Source organism: Streptomyces sp. A0958, assembly GCF_004795035.1.
In the GTDB taxonomy this organism is placed as follows: Bacteria; Actinomycetota; Actinomycetes; order Streptomycetales; family Streptomycetaceae; genus Streptomyces.
The window spans coordinates 280,094-295,967 of record NZ_SSBK01000006.1 but is presented as its reverse complement, the minus strand read 5'-3'; the positions used below and the strand labels follow the sequence as shown (position 1 = coordinate 295,967).

At 71.2% G+C, this 15,874-nt stretch carries 16 protein-coding genes and 1 rRNA gene; 14 read left to right on the top strand and 3 right to left on the bottom strand.

What is annotated here, in order from left to right; translation table 11 throughout:
• The 9 genes from rrf to E6P78_RS09645 form a co-directional block, all read left to right on the top strand.
• Positions 1-87 (top strand): 5S ribosomal RNA (gene rrf / locus E6P78_RS09685); the annotation flags it as partial.
• 71 nt (positions 88-158) lie between these two features.
• Positions 159-803 carry an HAD family hydrolase gene (locus tag E6P78_RS09680; protein WP_136203103.1) on the top strand — a complete coding sequence of 215 codons (645 nt, stop codon included), beginning with the start codon at positions 159-161 and terminating at the stop codon, positions 801-803.
• Between the two features lie 42 nt (positions 804-845).
• Positions 846-2,051 (top strand): MFS transporter, encoded by a 1,206-nt coding sequence (locus E6P78_RS09675; RefSeq protein ID WP_136203102.1) that lies wholly within the window; start codon positions 846-848, stop codon positions 2,049-2,051.
• The gene (locus E6P78_RS09670; RefSeq protein WP_136203101.1) at positions 2,020-3,192 is read left to right on the top strand and encodes an acetoin utilization protein AcuC; all 1,173 of its coding nucleotides are present in this window, start codon (positions 2,020-2,022) and stop codon (positions 3,190-3,192) included. Before E6P78_RS09675 ends, E6P78_RS09670 begins: the two co-directional genes overlap by 32 nt.
• A 94-nt stretch (positions 3,193-3,286) precedes the next feature.
• Complete coding sequence (locus E6P78_RS09665; protein WP_136203100.1) at positions 3,287-4,102, top strand: phosphatase; 816 nt, start codon at positions 3,287-3,289, stop codon at positions 4,100-4,102.
• A gap of 127 nt (positions 4,103-4,229) precedes the next feature.
• Positions 4,230-4,442, top strand: coding sequence for a helix-turn-helix domain-containing protein (locus E6P78_RS09660; RefSeq protein ID WP_018525026.1), 213 nt, complete (start codon positions 4,230-4,232; stop codon positions 4,440-4,442).
• Positions 4,443-4,552: 110 nt separating this feature from the next.
• Positions 4,553-4,651, top strand: a complete 99-nt coding sequence (locus tag E6P78_RS09655) for an AURKAIP1/COX24 domain-containing protein (RefSeq protein WP_003948845.1) — start codon at positions 4,553-4,555, stop codon at positions 4,649-4,651.
• 144 nt (positions 4,652-4,795) lie between these two features.
• Positions 4,796-5,869 carry an NAD-dependent epimerase/dehydratase family protein gene (locus E6P78_RS09650; RefSeq protein WP_136203099.1) on the top strand — a complete coding sequence of 358 codons (1,074 nt, stop codon included), beginning with the start codon at positions 4,796-4,798 and terminating at the stop codon, positions 5,867-5,869.
• A gap of 15 nt (positions 5,870-5,884) precedes the next feature.
• Positions 5,885-6,907, top strand: coding sequence for a lysophospholipid acyltransferase family protein (locus tag E6P78_RS09645; RefSeq protein WP_136203098.1), 1,023 nt, complete (start codon positions 5,885-5,887; stop codon positions 6,905-6,907).
• Positions 6,908-6,931: 24 nt separating this feature from the next.
• Here the strand turns inward: E6P78_RS09645 and E6P78_RS09640 are convergent, their stop codons facing one another.
• The 3 genes from E6P78_RS09640 to E6P78_RS09630 all read right to left on the bottom strand — a co-directional run bounded on the left by E6P78_RS09640 (position 6,932) and on the right by E6P78_RS09630 (position 10,417).
• Positions 6,932-8,131, bottom strand: coding sequence for a DUF5667 domain-containing protein (locus tag E6P78_RS09640; RefSeq protein WP_136203097.1), 1,200 nt, complete (start codon positions 8,129-8,131; stop codon positions 6,932-6,934).
• A gap of 228 nt (positions 8,132-8,359) precedes the next feature.
• Positions 8,360-9,136: an ECF subfamily RNA polymerase sigma factor, BldN family gene (locus E6P78_RS09635; protein ID WP_136203096.1), complete on the bottom strand. Its 777-nt coding sequence runs from the start codon at positions 9,134-9,136 to the stop codon at positions 8,360-8,362.
• A 321-nt stretch (positions 9,137-9,457) separates the two neighbouring features.
• Positions 9,458-10,417: an HAD-IB family hydrolase gene (locus E6P78_RS09630; protein WP_136203095.1), complete on the bottom strand. Its 960-nt coding sequence runs from the start codon at positions 10,415-10,417 to the stop codon at positions 9,458-9,460.
• Between the two features lie 102 nt (positions 10,418-10,519).
• On the opposite strand from E6P78_RS09630, the gene E6P78_RS09625 reads away from it, so the two are divergent.
• From E6P78_RS09625 to E6P78_RS09605, 5 genes are all read left to right on the top strand, one after another.
• The gene (locus E6P78_RS09625; protein ID WP_136203094.1) at positions 10,520-10,795 is read left to right on the top strand and encodes a glutaredoxin family protein; all 276 of its coding nucleotides are present in this window, start codon (positions 10,520-10,522) and stop codon (positions 10,793-10,795) included.
• 272 nt (positions 10,796-11,067) lie between these two features.
• Positions 11,068-11,844, top strand: a complete 777-nt coding sequence (locus tag E6P78_RS09620; protein WP_136203093.1) for a redox-sensing transcriptional repressor Rex — start codon at positions 11,068-11,070, stop codon at positions 11,842-11,844.
• Positions 11,841-13,238, top strand: coding sequence for a glutamyl-tRNA reductase (locus tag E6P78_RS09615; protein ID WP_136203092.1), 1,398 nt, complete (start codon positions 11,841-11,843; stop codon positions 13,236-13,238). Before E6P78_RS09620 ends, E6P78_RS09615 begins: the two co-directional genes overlap by 4 nt.
• Complete coding sequence (gene hemC / locus E6P78_RS09610) at positions 13,235-14,197, top strand: hydroxymethylbilane synthase (protein WP_136203091.1); 963 nt, start codon at positions 13,235-13,237, stop codon at positions 14,195-14,197. Before E6P78_RS09615 ends, hemC begins: the two co-directional genes overlap by 4 nt.
• The gene (locus E6P78_RS09605) at positions 14,194-15,861 is read left to right on the top strand and encodes a bifunctional uroporphyrinogen-III C-methyltransferase/uroporphyrinogen-III synthase (RefSeq protein WP_136203090.1); all 1,668 of its coding nucleotides are present in this window, start codon (positions 14,194-14,196) and stop codon (positions 15,859-15,861) included. The genes hemC and E6P78_RS09605 overlap by 4 nt, the downstream gene beginning before the upstream one ends.
• The last annotated feature ends 13 nt before the right edge of the window (positions 15,862-15,874 follow it).

Sequence of the window (15,874 nt, the reverse complement as noted above, 5' to 3'; positions counted from 1 at the left end):
GGTTACATTCCGAACCCGGAAGCTAAGCCTTTCAGCGCCGATGGTACTGCAGGGGGGACCCTGTGGGAGAGTAGGACGCCGCCGAACTCCTTTTAGGAAGAGCCCCGTGCCCTTGTGGCACGGGGCTTTTCTGCGTTCTGAACGTTTAAGGTCGTGCCATGCGCTACGAACTTGTCATCTTCGACAACGACGGTGTGCTCGTGGACAGCGAGCCGATCTCCAACACCATCCTGGCCGGCTACCTCACGGAACTGGGGCACCCCACCTCGTACGAGGAGTCCCTGCGGGACTACATGGGGTCCGCCGTGCACCGCGTGCACGACCTCGTGGAGGAGCGGACCGGGGCCAAGCTGCCGGACGACTTCGACGTCACGCTCCACTCGCGGGTCTTCGCCGCGTTCGAGCAGGAGCTGGAGCCCGTCCCGGGGGTCGACGACCTGCTGGGCAAGCTCGTCGCCGACGGCATCCCGTACTGTGTCGCGTCCTCCAGCAGCCACCAGCGCATCCGGGTCAGCCACCGCAAGACGGGGCTCGACCAGTGGTTCGAGGAGGAGTGGATCTTCAGTGCGGAGGACGTCGGCCGGGGGAAGCCGGCGCCCGACCTGTTCCTGCTCGCCGCCGAGCGCATGGGGGTCGCGCCCGAGCGGTGCGTCGTCATCGAGGACAGCCCGCTCGGAGTCGAGGCGGCACGGGCCGCCGGCATGGACGTGTACGGGTTCACGTCGATGATGCCCGCGGACCGGCTGACCGGTGTGACCGGGTACTTCTCCGACATGGGACAGCTGCCGGAATTGCTTGCCTGACGCGTCTACCCACGGGTAGGAACTGGCTCTACGCTCGCGGCCATGACAGATGCACGTTTGCGGCACGGCAGGGCGTCCCTCGCGTTGAGCTTCTTCGTGCAGGGGGTCACCTTCGCCCTTCTGGTGACGCGGATTCCCGCCATTCAGGACCGGTACGGGATATCCGACGGCCTGCTGCCGGTGTTCCTCGCCGCCGTGCCGATCCTGGCCGGGGTGGGCAGCGTGGCCACCGAGAAGGTGGTCGCGCGGGTGCGGCCGCGGGTGGTCCTGCGGTGGGCGCAGCCCGTCGTCCTGCTCGCGCTCCTCGGTGTCGGGGCCGGCAGCGAGGTGTGGGAGGCCGCCCTCGCGCTCGGGGTGTTCGGGCTGGCCGTCGGTGCGCTGGACGCCTCCATGAACATGATGGGCGTCAGCCTCCAGCGGGCCTACGGACGTTCCATCATGCTGGGCTTCCATGCCGCGTACAGCCTGGGCGGGATCGCCGGGGCCTCGATGGCGTGGGCCGGGGCGCACTGGGACCTGTCGTTGCTGGTCTCGTACCTGCCGGTGGTCGTGGTGCTGCTGCCCGTCGCGTTCGTCGGGAGCCGGTGGTACGTCGAGGGCAGCGAGGACGAGGAGCAGGAGGAGGGTGCCGGGGCGGGGAAGGCCGCGTCGGTTTCGTTCCGGCTGCTGATGCCGCTGTGCCTGGTGATGTGTTTCGCGTACATCGGGGACTCGACGGTCTCCAACTGGAGCGCGAAGTACCTCCAGGACGTGCTGGGGAGCTCCGAGCAGCTGTCGACCGTGCCGTACAACGTCTACATGGTGACGACGCTGCTGGGTCGGGCCGTCGGGGACCTCGGGGTGCGGCGGTTCGGGGCGGTGGCCGTGGTGCGGGCCGGGACCGTGCTGGCGGCGGCCGGGTTCGCCGTGGTGGCCGTCGCCGGCGGGGCGTGGACGGGGATGCTCGGGTTCACCATGCTCGGGCTCGGGCTGTGCGTGATCGTGCCGCAGACGTTCGCCGCCGCCGGGCGGATGTTCCCCGGGGCGAGCGACACCGCCATCGCCCGGCTGAACATCTTCAACTACGCGGGCTTCCTGGTCGGCTCGCCGCTCGTGGGGGCGCTCGGGGACGCCTGGAGCTACCGGGGCGCGATGCTGGTGCCGATGGTGCTGGTGCTCGCGACGCTCGTGTACGCCAAGTCGTTCGGGGCGGAACCCGCCCGATACGGTGGCGGGCATGAGCGGCCGCACACAGCTGATGTGGGATGACGCAGTAACGGGATACGACTTCGGGGAAAGTCATCCGATGGACCCGGTCAGGCTTGCCCTGACGATGGGGCTGGTGCGCGCGTTCGGTCTGGACCGGGCGGTGGACGTGGTGGCGGCCAAGCCGGCCGGGGACTCCACGCTGCGGCTCGTGCACCGGCCGGACTACGTGGCGGCCGTGAAGGCGGCGTCGGCCGATCCCCGTTCGGCGGATCAGGGGTACGGGCTCGGGACCGTGGACGACCCCGCCTTCGCCGGGATGCACGAGGTGTCGGCGCTGATCGCCGGGCAGTCCGTGGCGGCCGCCGACGCGGTGTGGCGGGGCGAGACCCGGCACGCGGTGAACTTCACCGGTGGGCTGCACCACGCGATGCCCGGGGGCGCGGCGGGGTTCTGCATCTACAACGACCCGGCGCTCGCCATCGCGCGGCTCCTGGAGCTGGGCGCCGAGCGGGTCGCGTACGTCGATGTGGACGTGCACCACGGCGACGGGGTGCAGGCGGCCTTCTGGGAGGACCCGAGGGTCCTGACCGTGTCGTTGCACGAGCATCCCCGGACCCTGTTCCCGCAGACGGGCTGGCCGGAGGAGACCGGGGCGGGGGCAGGTGAGGGCGGTGCGGTCAATGTGGCGCTGCCGGCCGGTACGGGGGACGCGGGGTGGCTGCGGGCGTTCCACGCGGTGGTGCCGGAGCTGCTGGCGGACTTCCGGCCGCAGGTGCTGGTGACGCAGCACGGGGCGGACACGCACTTCGAGGACCCGTTGGCGCATCTCGCGGTGTCGCTGGACGCGCAGCGGTCCGTGATGGCGGCCTGCCACGACCTGGCCCACGCGTACGCGGACGACGGGCGGTGGGTGGCGCTCGGCGGCGGCGGTTACGCGGTGGTGGACGTGGTGCCGCGGTCCTGGACGCATCTGGTGGGCATCGCCGCGCATGCTCCGGTGGACCCCGAGACGGTGATTCCGCCGTCCTGGCGGGACGAGGTGTACGCGCGGACGCGACAGCCGGGGCCGGGGCGGATGACGGACGGGCGTACGCCGTCGTGGTCGTCGTGGGAGGACGGGTACGACCCGGCGGACCGGCTGGACCAGGCGGTGCTGGCGACGCGGCGGTCGGCGTTCCCGTTGCGGGGGCTGCTGGCCTGAGGGCCGTACGGGATGTGAGTACGGGTTACGCCGACTGTGGGGCGAAATCCGGCTTTTGGTCCCAGGGTGGTGCGGGTGGGGCAGCATCGGTGGGGTGTTGAGCACCGGAGCGCTGCGTGCGCATCTGCTGGCGGCCCGGCTGGCCGGGCCCGTGGCGACCTCGCGTGAGGTGAGTCTGCGGAGTTATCGGCTGTTCGCGGCCAGGGACCCCCGGGTGACGCTGGGCCTCGACCCCGGGCGCGGCTGGGGGGAGCGGGAACTGCTGCGGCTGATGGCGGACAGGTGCGGGGTCTCGGACGATCCCGCGCACGTGTCGGGTCCTGACGTGATCGATCCGGAGCGGACGGTGGCGGGTCTCGACGCGTTCGCCGCGCGGCTGGCACAGGCGGCGGTGCGGCGGGCGCCGGTGCTCTTCGGGACGGGGCATCCGCACCGGCTGCTCGGTTTCTACGCGGCGCTGGCAGACGCTTTGTCGGCGGCGGGGTGCCCTGTTCTCACCCCGGCGCAGGGGCGATGTATCGACATAACGACTCGGTTTGGCGTACGTACGTACAACCTCGACTACGTACGGGGAGTCGCGCTGGTGCGTGAACCCGGCGCGGGGGCTTTTGGTGGTGGCACCGGCGCACACTCCCATTCGCCGCTTCCGGTGAGGGTGGTTCTGGAGGCCGCGGCGGCGGGCCGGGGGCCGTTGCCGGAACTGGTCGTCGGGGACCACGGGTGGGTCTGCGGGGCAGGTCAGCTGGGCATCGAGGCGATCGGGCTCGCCGATACGGACGATCCGGCGCTGTTCGTCGGAGAGGCCGAGGGGAGGGTGGCGGTGGCCGTTCCGCTGGACGATGCCGTGCGCTCCGCGTACTACCTGCCGCTCACGCGCTATGTACTCAATCGGGCGTGTCTGTCACAGTAGCGGCCGATCGTCTCTCCTCTTCCCCACTCGCATCACCCGCCCCTAACCTGGGGAGTGAGCGCACAACGACGAAGAGTCACCGGAGGGGAAGCCGGTGCGCGTCTCGTGCGGAAGGTACAGGTGAGTCATGGCTGCTGACAGCGAGAGGCCTCTGAACGAGGTCAAGTTTCTCACCGTGGCGGAAGTCGCCTCGGTCATGAGGGTGTCGAAGATGACCGTGTACCGCCTGGTGCACAGCGGGCATCTGCCGGCGATCCGGGTGGGCAGGTCCTTCCGGGTGCCGGAGCAAGCGGTTCACGAGTATCTCCGCGAGTCCTTCGTGGGGGTGGCATCGGCCTGACATTCCCCTCGGATTACGTCCCTCACGCGGTGGCGGGTAGGCTAGGCCGACGTAGGTCGTGTGGGCCCAGACGCCCCGCACCAGTGAAGAAGAAGTGAGCGAGGGTAGTCGTGGGCTCTGTTATCAAGAAGCGGCGTAAGCGGATGGCCAAGAAGAAGCACCGCAAGCTGCTCAAGCGCACGCGCGTTCAGCGTCGCAACAAGAAGTAGCGAACGCAGTTCGTGAATCCGCAGCCCTTCCGCCGTCCCGGCGGGAGGGCTGCGGTGCTGTGTGCGGGGGGTGTCCACCCGCTACGGTGACGTCCTGGGGGGCTTCTCACCTCTCGCACGGGAGACCGACGGAAGGCGCTGATCTTGGGGAAGGTCGTGCTCGTCACGGGAGCGGCCCGGCAGCTGAGCGGCCGTTTCGTGCGGCGTGTCCAGCGTGATCCGGACGTGGAGCGGGTGATCGCGGTCGACGCGGTGGAGCCGGAGCACGAGCTGGGCGACGCCGTCTTCGTCCGCGCGGACATCCGCCAGTCCGCCATCGCCAGGGTGCTCGCCGAGCACGCGGTGGACACCGTCGTGCACCTGGACGTCAGCGGCATGGCGCTCGGGGCGCAGGGGCGTACGGCGGTCAAGGAGACCAACGTCATCGGCACCATGCAGTTGCTCGGCGCCTGCCAGAAGGCGCCGGCCGTGCAGCGTCTCGTGGTGAAGTCCAGCACGGGTGTGTACGGCTCCGCGCCCCGCGATCCGGCGGTCTTCCACGAGACGACCCCGCCCAAGTCGCTGCCGGCCGGCGGCTTCGCGAAGGACGCGGCGGAGGTCGAGGGGTACGTACGGGGCTTCGCGCGTCGAAGGCCGGACGTGGCCGTGTGCGTGCTGAGGTTCGCGAACATCCTCGGGCCGGACGCGGACTCGCCGCTCGCGGACTACCTGTCGCTGCCGGTGCTGCCGACGGTGTTCGGGTACGACCCGAGGCTCCAGTTCGTCCACGAGGACGACGTGATCGACGTGCTGGGCATCGCGGCGAGCGAGCCCCGGCGCGGGACGCTGAACAGCGGCACGTTCAACATCGCGGGGGACGGGGTGCTGCTGCTCTCGCAGTGCTCGCGGCGGCTGGGGCGGCCCACGGTGCCGTTGTTGCTGCCCGCCGTCACCTGGGTCGGGCAGGCGCTCCGGGCGGCCGGCATGACGGACTTCTCGCCGGAGCAGATCCGGCTGCTCACCCATGGCAGGGTGGTCTCCACGGTCCAGATGCGCGAGACGCTGGGGTTCTCCCCGCGCCACTCCACGGCGGAGACGTTCGCGGACTTCGCGCGCAGCCGGGCGCCGGGGCTGCTGCCGCCCGATGCGGTGGGCCGGGCCGTGGACCGCGTGGCCGCGTCGGTGCCCCGGGTCGCCGGGGCGGACGGCGACACACACCCGACTCCGAGCGCCAGGTAGAGGAGCGCAGCGACGATGGCGGATGCCAAGGTCATTCCGTTCGACGACGACCGTTCGCGGTCGGGGGGTCTGCCGCGCGCCGCGCGCCGGCGGCCTCCGGCACGCGGCACCGGGTCCGTGAGCGCGCTTCCGGGGCAGCCGGACGCCTCGCCGCCACCCGGGGAGCCCCAGGAGGGCACGCGGGAGGGCGCGGGGCGGGGCGACTGGGACCGGCGGATCGCGGGCGGGCTCGCCTTCCTGCGACGGCGGGTCACCGGTGAGTACGACGTGGACGAGTTCGGCTACGACGAGGAGCTGACCGACCAGGTCCTGATGTCGTTGCTGCGGCCGGTGTACGAGAAGTACTTCCGGGTCGAGGTGAAGGGCATCGAGAACATCCCGGCCCAGGGCGGGGCGCTCATCGTGTCCAACCACTCCGGGACGCTGCCGCTGGACGGGCTGATGCTCCAGGTCGCGGTGCACGACAACCATCCGGCGGGGCGGCATCTGCGGCTGCTCGCGGCGGACCTGGTCTTCATGCTGCCGGTGGTCAACGAGCTGGCCCGCAAGGCGGGGCACACGCTGGCGTGCGCGGAGGACGCGGAGCGGCTGCTGCGCAACGGCGAGGTCGTCGGTGTGATGCCGGAGGGCTTCAAGGGGCTCGGCAAGCCGTTCGGCGAGCGGTACAAGCTTCAGCGGTTCGGGCGGGGCGGTTTCGTGTCGACGGCGTTGAAGGCCGGGGTGCCGATCGTGCCGTGCTCGATCGTGGGCGCGGAGGAGATCTATCCGATGGTCGGGAACTCCAAGACGCTGGCGCGGTTGCTGGGCTTCCCGTACTTCCCGATCACGCCGACGTTCCCGTGGCTGGGGCCGCTGGGGGCGGTGCCGCTGCCGACGAAGTGGACGATCCAGTTCGGGGAGCCGATTGAGACGGACGGCTATCCGCTGGAGGCTGCCGAGGACCCGATGCTGATGTTCAACCTGACGGATCAGGTGCGGGAGCAGATCCAGCACACGCTGTACAAGCTGCTGGTGCAGCGGCGGTCGGTGTTCTTCTGACGGCCGCCGCCGCACCAGCGTGGGTCAGCCCTTGTCGTCCTCGGCGTGGATGCCGAGGCCGCCGATCAGGCCGGGGATCAGCGGCGGCAGCGTGACGTCCGGGGTCGGGGGCGTGCTCGGGGTGTCCTTCGGCGGGGTGGTGGCGTCGGGCGAGGGCGGGTCGAAGAGGCCGCCGTCCGTGCCGCCGCCGATCAGGCCGTCGGCCGGGGTGCTTCCGGCGTCCGAGGGGCGCGGGGACGAGCTGGTGTCCTTGCCGCCGTCGTCGTGGCGGGCGGACGAGGAGGGCGACGGGGTGCGGGCGCCGGTGGACGGGTCCGCGCTGGTGCCGGTGGGGCCGGAGCGCTGGGATTCGCCGCTCTTCTCCGGGGCGCGCGGGAGCAGGGACTGCAGCGGCGCGACTTCTTCGTCTATGGCGGCGAAGACGGAGCTGACCTGGTCGCCGACGTCGGTGAGCTGGACGGGGAGGCGGTCGCGGAGGTTGGTCCAGCTGTCGCGGTGGGAGCGGGAGAAGGTGTCCAGGGTCTGGATCGGGCCGATGGCGCCGTCCCGCTCGTAGGCCGCGTGGAGGAGGCGGTGGCCCTCGGTGACGTCGTGGGTCATGCCGTTGAGCGTGCGCCTGATCTCGCCGAGCTGTTCGTGGTCGAGGTGGCCGGAGCGGGCGCGCTCCATGAGGCGGCGGGCTTCGCTGAGGCGGGTCGACGCCTGGTCGAGGTAGATCTCGCCGCGGTCGGTGTCGTTGTTGGTGAGCCCGAGGTGGATGTCCTCCATGCCGCGCTTCAGGCCGTAGAGCGAGTCACCCGGGAGGGCGTCGGAACTGGCAGCGGCCACTCCGCCGAAGGCTCCCGCGGCCACACCGACCGTGAGTCCGCCTGCGGCGAGCCCCTTCGACCAGCGGGATCTCGGGCGCAGCTTGCGGAGCGGGGAGGCGCGGTGGCTGCCCCTGCTCCGTTGTCCGGGCACCGTAGGGTCCGCGGACGCGCCACCCTCGGCGAACATGGCCTCCATGGCTGCGACGAGCTGGGCTCGCTGCACCACTTTGACCTCGGGGTCCAACTGAGGCTTCGGTAGCTCGCCGAGGCCGTTCGCCAGGGCCAACAGCGGTCCTCGGTCGGCCTGTTCGGCCGGGTCCTCGGGCTGTACGGCCGCCGCACCGCGGAGCGACTGCTCCTCCAGGGCCTGGGCGAAGGCGTTCGCCCGCCGGTGTGCCGAAACGTTTGCGATCACTGGCGGCACCTCCTCTCGTCATGACGGTCGACTCCCCTGGGAATCCGGAAGGTTGCACACCTTGAGCGCTTCCACACGATCGAGTGAGCGTCTGCGGACATGGTGTGACGACAGGGGGCCTGCATCCGGCACAACGAGTGGCGCGGCACTTGGGTTACGCACGAAAGATGATCGGACCAGTGCGTGATGAACATATCGCCGGGGCCGGTCCGGTCGGGGGAGGTGGGGTCAGCGGGCATCGTCCGGGAGGAGCCGGGCGAGGGTGCGGACGGCGCGGTACTGGAGGGTCTTGATCGCGCCCTCGTTCTTGCCCATGACGCGGGCGGTCTCGGCGACCGAGAGGCCCTGGAGGAAGCGCAGGGTCACGCATTCCTGCTGCTGGGGGTTGAGCCGGCGCACGGCGTCGAGCAGTGCGGCGTTGGAGAGGGACTCCAGGACGGAGTCCTCGGGGCTGCGCTCGACCTCGTTGGCGTCGAGCATTTCGCCGGTGGTCACTTCCAGTCGGAAACGACTGGATTTGAAGTGGTCGGCGACCAGGTTGCGAGCGATCGTGACCAGCCAGGCGCCGAAGTCGCGGCCCTGCCAGGTGAAGGTGGAGATGCGGCGCAGGGCGCGCAGGAAGGTCTCGCTGGTGAGGTCCTCCGCCGTCGCCTTGCTGCCCACGCGGTAGTAGATGTAGCGGTAGACGGTGTCGCTGTACTGGTCGTAGAGGCGGCCGAAGGCGTCGGCCTCGCCGGCCTGGGCGCGCTCGACGAGTTCCATCATGCGCGCGCTGTCGCTGTCGGCGGTCGGCCGGCGGACGGTGGAGGTGGACGTGGCCCCGCGGGTGCTGCGTCTTCCGACCGCCGCACTGCGTTCGGCCAGGGCGTAGCAGGGGCCGACAGGTGCAGGGGCGGCGAAGGCGGGTACGGCGTACGCGGTGGGGACGAAGCCGCGCAGGCGGTCGGCGACCGATGCGCGCAGCGTAGCCAGGCCCGAGGCGTCAACCCCGACGTGTGGGTACACGGGACTCCCAGAGGCAGAGCTTCCATCACGAGCAGTGCGAATCCGTCACTCGTCGTAGTGAGTGGCGGGTCCGGAATGCGTCTGAGGAGAATAACGCTTCGTACAGGCTGTGCTACACCCAGTTGCTCAAATCACCGATTACGTCGCTTCCGTGCCAACTTTTCGACGCATCAGGCAGCACAAAGTGATCGCTTCTTGATCGATTTACTTCCGGATCTGTCTGCGAGCGCGACGGGTTGTGGTCGGCGGCAGGGCCGCCCGGAGGGGGCGGCAGGATGCCCGGAGGGGCGGCGGGGCCGGGTCGGCGGCGGCGGGGCCGGGTCAGCGGCGGCGGCGGTGCAGGGCGACGGCCGCCGCGGTGCCGCCCGCGAGGGCGCCGACGCCGGCCGCGGCCGGGATGCCGACCTTGGCGGCCTTGCGGCCGGTGCGGTAGTCGCGCAGCCGCCAGTCCCGGGCGCGGGCGTGCTTGCGGAGCTTGGTGTCCGGGTTGATCGCGTACGGGTGGCCGACCAGCGACAGCATCGGGATGTCGTTGTGGGAGTCGCTGTACGCGGCGCAGCGCGCCAGGTCCAGGCCCTCCGCCGCCGCCAGGGCGCGTACCGCCTCGGCCTTCGCGGGTCCGTGCAGGGGTTCGCCGACCAGGCGTCCGGTGTACACGCCGTCGACCGATTCGGCGACCGTGCCGAGCGCGCCGGTCAGGCCGAGGCGGCGGGCGATGATCGTGGCGGTCTCCACCGGGGCGGCGGTGACGAGCCAGACCTTCTGGCCGGCGTCGAGGTGGGCCTGGGCGAGGGCGCGGGTGCCGGGCCAGATGCGGTCGGCCATGTACTCGTCGTAGATCTCCTCGCCGATCGACATCAGTTCGGAGACGCGGTGGCCCTTGACGATGGACAGGGCGCTGTCGCGGGCGTCCTGCATGTGCTCGGGGTCCTCGACGCCGGCCAGCCGGAACCAGGCCTGCTGCCAGGCGAACCGGGTGAGTTCGCGGCGCTCGAAGAACTTGCGCTTGTAGAGGCCGCGGCCGAAGTGGAAGATCGCGGCGCCCTGCATCACGGTGTTGTCGAGGTCGAAGAAGGCGGCGGCCCGTTCGTCGCCGACGACGGGGAACTCGGGCTCCTCCGGTTCGGTGCCTTCCGCGGTGCTTTCCGCTGTGTTTTCCTCGGCGGCGGACTCGGCTTCGAGCGAGGACTTCCGCGCGGCCTCCGCCGCCGCTTCGCCTGCCAGCACGCTGCGTGCGGTCGCGGAACGCCTGCGGGGGGTGAGCCATCCAAGAGCGGCCATGCGGCGAGCATAGCCAGTCGGCCCGGTCCTTCCGGTCCGGCCGTGGTGCCGTGGTGTGAACTCCTGGTGTCCGCGGATTCCCGGGGGGCCCAGAATGAGGGCATGAGTGCCCTGCTGCGTCGTAGGAAGAAGAACCCCGCCGAGCGTGTGGTGACCCTGGTGGGGAAGCCGGGCTGTCACCTCTGTGACGACGCCCGTGCGGTGGTGCGGGCGGTGTGCGAGGAGACCGGCGCGTCCTGGGAGGAGAAGGACATCACCCGGGACGAGGAGCTGTACCGGGAGTACTGGGAGCAGATCCCCGTGGTGCTCGTGGATAACGAACAGCACACATTCTGGCGGGTCGACCCGGCAAGACTGCGCAGCGCGCTGCTTTCCTGAGTGAAACCCGGTTACCATCGTGGGCGTTTTGAGTGGTCTCGGGGGCGTAGCTGTGAGGAGTGTGTACCGCTTTGCCCCCTTCGGGCCTGCAACGGGCTGATGCGATCCATGGTTCCTGGATCGCGCGACGGATGTGCGTGACCCCGGTCACTTTGACCGGACAAACCGGACACAATCTTTGTGCACGCGTTCACAAAGACATAGCCTGCATTCGACGGGGCGGTCCTGGGACATACGGCCGCCTGCAGCCCCGCTCATCCCGCAGGAGCACCGTGGCAACTGGCCGAAATCACCGACCGGCGACCCGTAGCCGAGGAATTCCCGAGGCCACCGTCGCCCGACTTCCGCTGTATCTCCGTGCGCTGACCGCGCTCTCCGAGCGCTCGGTCCCCACGGTCTCCTCCGAGGAGCTGGCCGCGGCTGCGGGGGTCAACTCCGCGAAGCTGCGCAAGGACTTCAGCTATCTCGGCTCGTACGGGACGCGCGGCGTCGGCTACGACGTCGAGTACCTCGTCTACCAGATCTCGCGTGAGCTGGGCCTCACCCAGGACTGGCCGGTCGCCATCGTCGGCATCGGAAACCTCGGCGCGGCCCTCGCCAACTACGGCGGGTTCGCCTCGCGCGGGTTCCGCGTCGCCGCGCTGATCGACGCCGATCCGGCGATGGCGGGTACGCCCGTCGCCGGTATCCCCGTGCAGCACGCCGACGACCTGGACCGCATCATCAGCGAGAACGGCGTGTCGATCGGTGTGATCACCACCCCGCCCGGCGCCGCCCAGCAGGTCTGCGACCGGCTCGTCGCCGCCGGTGTCACCTCGATCCTGAACTTCGCCCCGACCGTCCTCTCGGTGCCCGACGGCGTCGACGTGCGCAAGGTCGACCTCTCCATCGAGTTGCAGATCCTCGCCTTCCACGAGCAGCGCAAGGCCGGTGAGGAAGGCGTCGACGCCGGTCCCGACCCGGCCGCGCCGCCCGTGCGCGCCACCACCACCACGAACACCGGCCGGAAGGGACCTGACGGGGACATGCCCGCCGTGATGCCGGCATGAGCCTGCTCCTCGTGGGTCTGAGCCACCGCAGCGCCCCCGTCTCCCTGCTGGAACGGGCCTCGCTGGCCGCTGACACCCAGGCCAAGCTGCTCCAGGACACCCTGGCCGCCGAGCCCGCGGCCGAGGCCGCCGTCCTCGCCACCTGCAACCGCATCGAGCTGTACGCCGACGTGGACAAGTTCCACGCGGGCGTCGCCGAGCTGTCCACGCTCCTCGCCCAGCACAGCGGCGTCGGTCTGGACGAGCTGACTCCGTATCTTTATGTGCACTACGAGGACCGGGCCGTCCACCACCTCTTCTCGGTGGCGTGCGGGCTGGACTCGATGGTCGTGGGCGAGGGCCAGATCCTCGGCCAGATCAAGGACGCCCTGGCCCTCGGTCAGGAGCTGCACACCGCGGGCCGGCTGCTCAACGACCTGTTCCAGCAGGCCCTGCGGGTCGGCAAGCGCGCCCACAGCGAGACCGGGATCGACCGGGCCGGGCAGTCGCTCGTCACCTTCGGCCTGGAACAGCTCGCCGACGGCGGCGACACCGCCGCCTGGGCCAAGGGCAAGCGCGCCCTGGTCATCGGCGCCGGCTCGATGTCCTCGCTGGCCGCCGCGACCCTGGCCCGCACCGGCGTCGCCGAGATCGTCGTCGCCAACCGCACCCGGGCCCGCGCCGACCGGCTCGCCGAGATCCTGAACCAGCCCGGCGGTACGGGCACGCGCGCGCACGCCGTGGAGATGGCCGAGGTCTCCGGCGAACTGACACGTGCCGACATCGTCGTCTCCTGCACCGGCGCCACCGGACTCGTGCTCACCGCCGACGCCGTCGCCGGGGCGCTCGGCCCGGACCGCGTGCCCGCACGGGACGGGGCCGGTCTGATCCCGGCGCAGTCCACCGGGCCGGTGCGCCTCGCCCTGCTCGACCTCGCCATGCCGCGCGACATCGACGGCGGCGCCGGCCGCCTCGACGGTGTGCGCCTCGTCGACATCGAGTCGCTCGCCGAGGCGTCGGCCGACGCCCCGATGGCCGCCGATGTGGACCAGGTGCGCACCATCGTCGCCGACGAGGTCGCCGCCTTCGGTGCCGCCCAGCGCGCCGCCCACATCACCCCGACCGTCGTCGCCCTGCGCACGATGGCCGCCGGTGTGGTCGCGGACGAGATCGCACGGCTGGACGGCCGCCTCCCCGACCTGGACGACAAGCAGCGCGCCGAGATCACGCAGACCGTGCGCCGCGTGGTCGACAAACTCCTGCACGCGCCCACCGTGCGGGTCAAGCAGCTCGCCAGCGAGCCCGGCGGCGCCGGGTACGCGGACGCGCTGCGCGAACTCTTCGACCTCGACCCGCAGACGGTCGCCGCCGTCTCCCGGGCAGACCTGAACGACCCGAATCGAGGGCGGTCATGACCGACAACTCACCCCTGAGGCTGGGGACTAGGCGCAGCAAGCTCGCCATGGCGCAGTCCGGCCACGTCGCCGACGCGGTCAGCGAGGTGACCGGGCGCGCCGTCGAACTCGTGGAGATCACCACGTACGGGGACGTTTCCCGGGAGCACCTGGCGCAGATCGGCGGGACCGGCGTGTTCGTCGCCGCGCTGCGCGACGCGCTGCTGCGCGGCGAGGTGGACTTCGCCGTCCACTCGCTCAAGGACCTGCCGACCACGCAGCCCGAGGGCCTGGTCCTGGCAGCCGTGCCGGTGCGCGAGGACCCGCGTGACGTGCTGGTGGCCCGGGACGGGCTGACGTTCGCGCAGCTGCCGTCCGGCTCCCGCATCGGCACCGGCTCGCCGCGCCGCATGGCGCAGCTCAACGCGTACGCCCGCAGCCACGGCCTCGGCATCGAGACCGTCCCGATCCGGGGCAACGTCGATACGCGCATCGGTTTCGTACGCAACGGTGAGCTGGACGCGGTGGTTCTCGCCGCCGCCGGGCTCAACCGTCTGGGCCGCAGCGGTGAGGTGACCGACTTCCTGTCGGTCGACACCGTGCTGCCCGCTCCCGGTCAGGGAGCACTGGCGATCGAGTGCGCTGCCGGCAGCGCCGACCTCGCCGCCGCGCTCGCCGAGCTCGACGACCCGTACACCCGGGCCGCCGTGACCGCCGAGCGTGCCCTGCTCGCCGCCCTGGAGGCCGGCTGCTCCGCACCCGTGGGTGCGCTGGCCGACCTCCTCGCCGACGGTCAGGCTGTCAACGAACTGCGCCTGCGCGGTGTCGTCGGTACCACCGACGGTTCCTCGCTGGTGCAGCTGTCCACCACCGGTCCCGTTCCCACGTCGCACGACGACGCGGCGGCGATCGGTCGCGAACTCGCGGCCGAGATGCTTGCCAAGGGTGCGGCCGGTCTTATGGGGGAGCGAGCACTTTGAGCCCCACCGGCCCCGCCGCATCCGATTTCCCTGTCCTGTCCGCAGGGCACGTCACCTTCCTCGGCGCCGGTCCCGGCGACCCGGGACTGCTGACCCTGCGCGCCGTCGAGGCGCTTGCGAGCGCGGACGTTCTTGTCGCCGAGCCGGACGTTCTCGGCGTCGTTCGCTGCCATGCGCGGGCAGGGGTAAGTACCCCTGAGCTGGCGGTTGTTGACGCGCAGTCAGCAGCTGCCGGAGTACCCGTTCTCAGGGATGCGGCCAATCTTGTCATGGAGGCCGCGAAGGGCGGCAGGCGGGTCGTGCGTGCCGTGGCCGGTGACCCCGGCCTGGACGGGAACGCGGGCGGCGAGATGCTGGCCTGCGCCGCGGCCGGCATCCCCTTCGAGGTCGTGCCGGGCATCGCCAACGCCGTGGGGGTGCCCGCGTACGCCGGGGTGCCGCTGCGGGACGCGCAGGGCGCGGACGTCCGGTTCGTCGACGCCCGTACGGCGAGCGACCGCTGCTGGAGCGAGGTCGGCGCGAGCGATGCCACGTGCGTCATCTCGACGTCGCTCGACGCGGTGGCCGCGGCCGCCGGTGAGCTGGTTTCGGCGGGCCGCAAGCCCGACACCCCGCTGACCGTGACGGCCGCCGGTACGACGACGCGCCAGCGCACCTGGACGGCGACCCTCGGGACGATCGCCCAGGTCTTCAAGCAGGGCAAGGTGCTGCCGTCGCCGGAGGGGCACCAGCCGGTCATAGCCGTGGTCGGGGAGCGCAGCTCCGCCGCCCAGCGCGATCAGCTCGCATGGTTCGAGTCCAAGCCGATGTTCGGCTGGAAGGTCCTCGTGCCGCGTACGAAGGAACAGGCGGCCTCGCTCTCCGACCAGCTGCGTTCCTACGGTGCGGTGCCGCACGAGGTGCCGACGATCGCCGTCGAGCCGCCGCGTACGCCCCAGCAGATGGAGCGGGCGGTCAAGGGCCTGGTCACGGGCCGGTACGAGTGGATCGCGTTCACCAGCGTGAACGCCGTGAAGGCCGTCCGGGAGAAGTTCGAGGAGTACGGGCTCGACGCCCGCGCCTTCGCCGGGATCAAGGTCGCGGCCGTCGGTGAGCAGACCGCCGCCGCGCTCATCGACTTCGGTGTGAAGCCGGACCTGGTGCCCTCGGGCGAGCAGTCGGCCGCCGGGCTGCTGGAGGACTGGCCGCCGTACGACCCGGTCTTCGACCCGATCGACCGCGTCTTCCTGCCGCGCGCCGACATCGCCACCGAGACGCTGGTGGCCGGGCTGATCGAGCTGGGCTGGGAGGTGGACGACGTCACCGCGTACCGCACGGTCCGCGCCTCGCCGCCGCCCGCCGAAACGCGGGAGGCCATCAAGGGCGGCGGTTTCGACGCGGTGCTGTTCACCTCGTCCTCGACCGTGCGCAACCTGGTCGGCATCGCGGGCAAGCCGCACAACGTGACGGTCATCGCGTGTATCGGCCCCGCCACGGCGAAGACCGCCGAGGAGCACGGGCTGCGCGTGGACGTCCTGTCGCCGGAGCCCTCGGTGCACAAGCTGGCCGAGGCCCTTGCCGAGTTCGGCGCGCGGCGCCGGGACGCGGCGCGGGAGGCCGGCGACCCGGTGACCCGGCCGAGCGAGCGGCGCCCGGGCGCGCGGAGGCGTCGTACGACGACCTGATCCCGTCGTGCGT

Coding starts and splice junctions, on each gene's coding strand:
- E6P78_RS09680 (WP_136203103.1), top strand. CDS start 159: ATGCGCTACGAACTTGTCATCTTCGACAACGACGGTGTGCTCGTGGAC.
- E6P78_RS09675 (WP_136203102.1), top strand. CDS start 846: ATGACAGATGCACGTTTGCGGCACGGCAGGGCGTCCCTCGCGTTGAGC.
- E6P78_RS09670 (WP_136203101.1), top strand. CDS start 2,020: ATGAGCGGCCGCACACAGCTGATGTGGGATGACGCAGTAACGGGATAC.
- E6P78_RS09660 (WP_018525026.1), top strand. CDS start 4,230: ATGGCTGCTGACAGCGAGAGGCCTCTGAACGAGGTCAAGTTTCTCACC.
- E6P78_RS09645 (WP_136203098.1), top strand. CDS start 5,885: ATGGCGGATGCCAAGGTCATTCCGTTCGACGACGACCGTTCGCGGTCG.
- E6P78_RS09630 (WP_136203095.1), bottom strand. CDS start 10,417: ATGGCCGCTCTTGGATGGCTCACCCCCCGCAGGCGTTCCGCGACCGCA.
- E6P78_RS09625 (WP_136203094.1), top strand. CDS start 10,520: ATGAGTGCCCTGCTGCGTCGTAGGAAGAAGAACCCCGCCGAGCGTGTG.
- E6P78_RS09615 (WP_136203092.1), top strand. CDS start 11,841: ATGAGCCTGCTCCTCGTGGGTCTGAGCCACCGCAGCGCCCCCGTCTCC.
- hemC (WP_136203091.1), top strand. CDS start 13,235: ATGACCGACAACTCACCCCTGAGGCTGGGGACTAGGCGCAGCAAGCTC.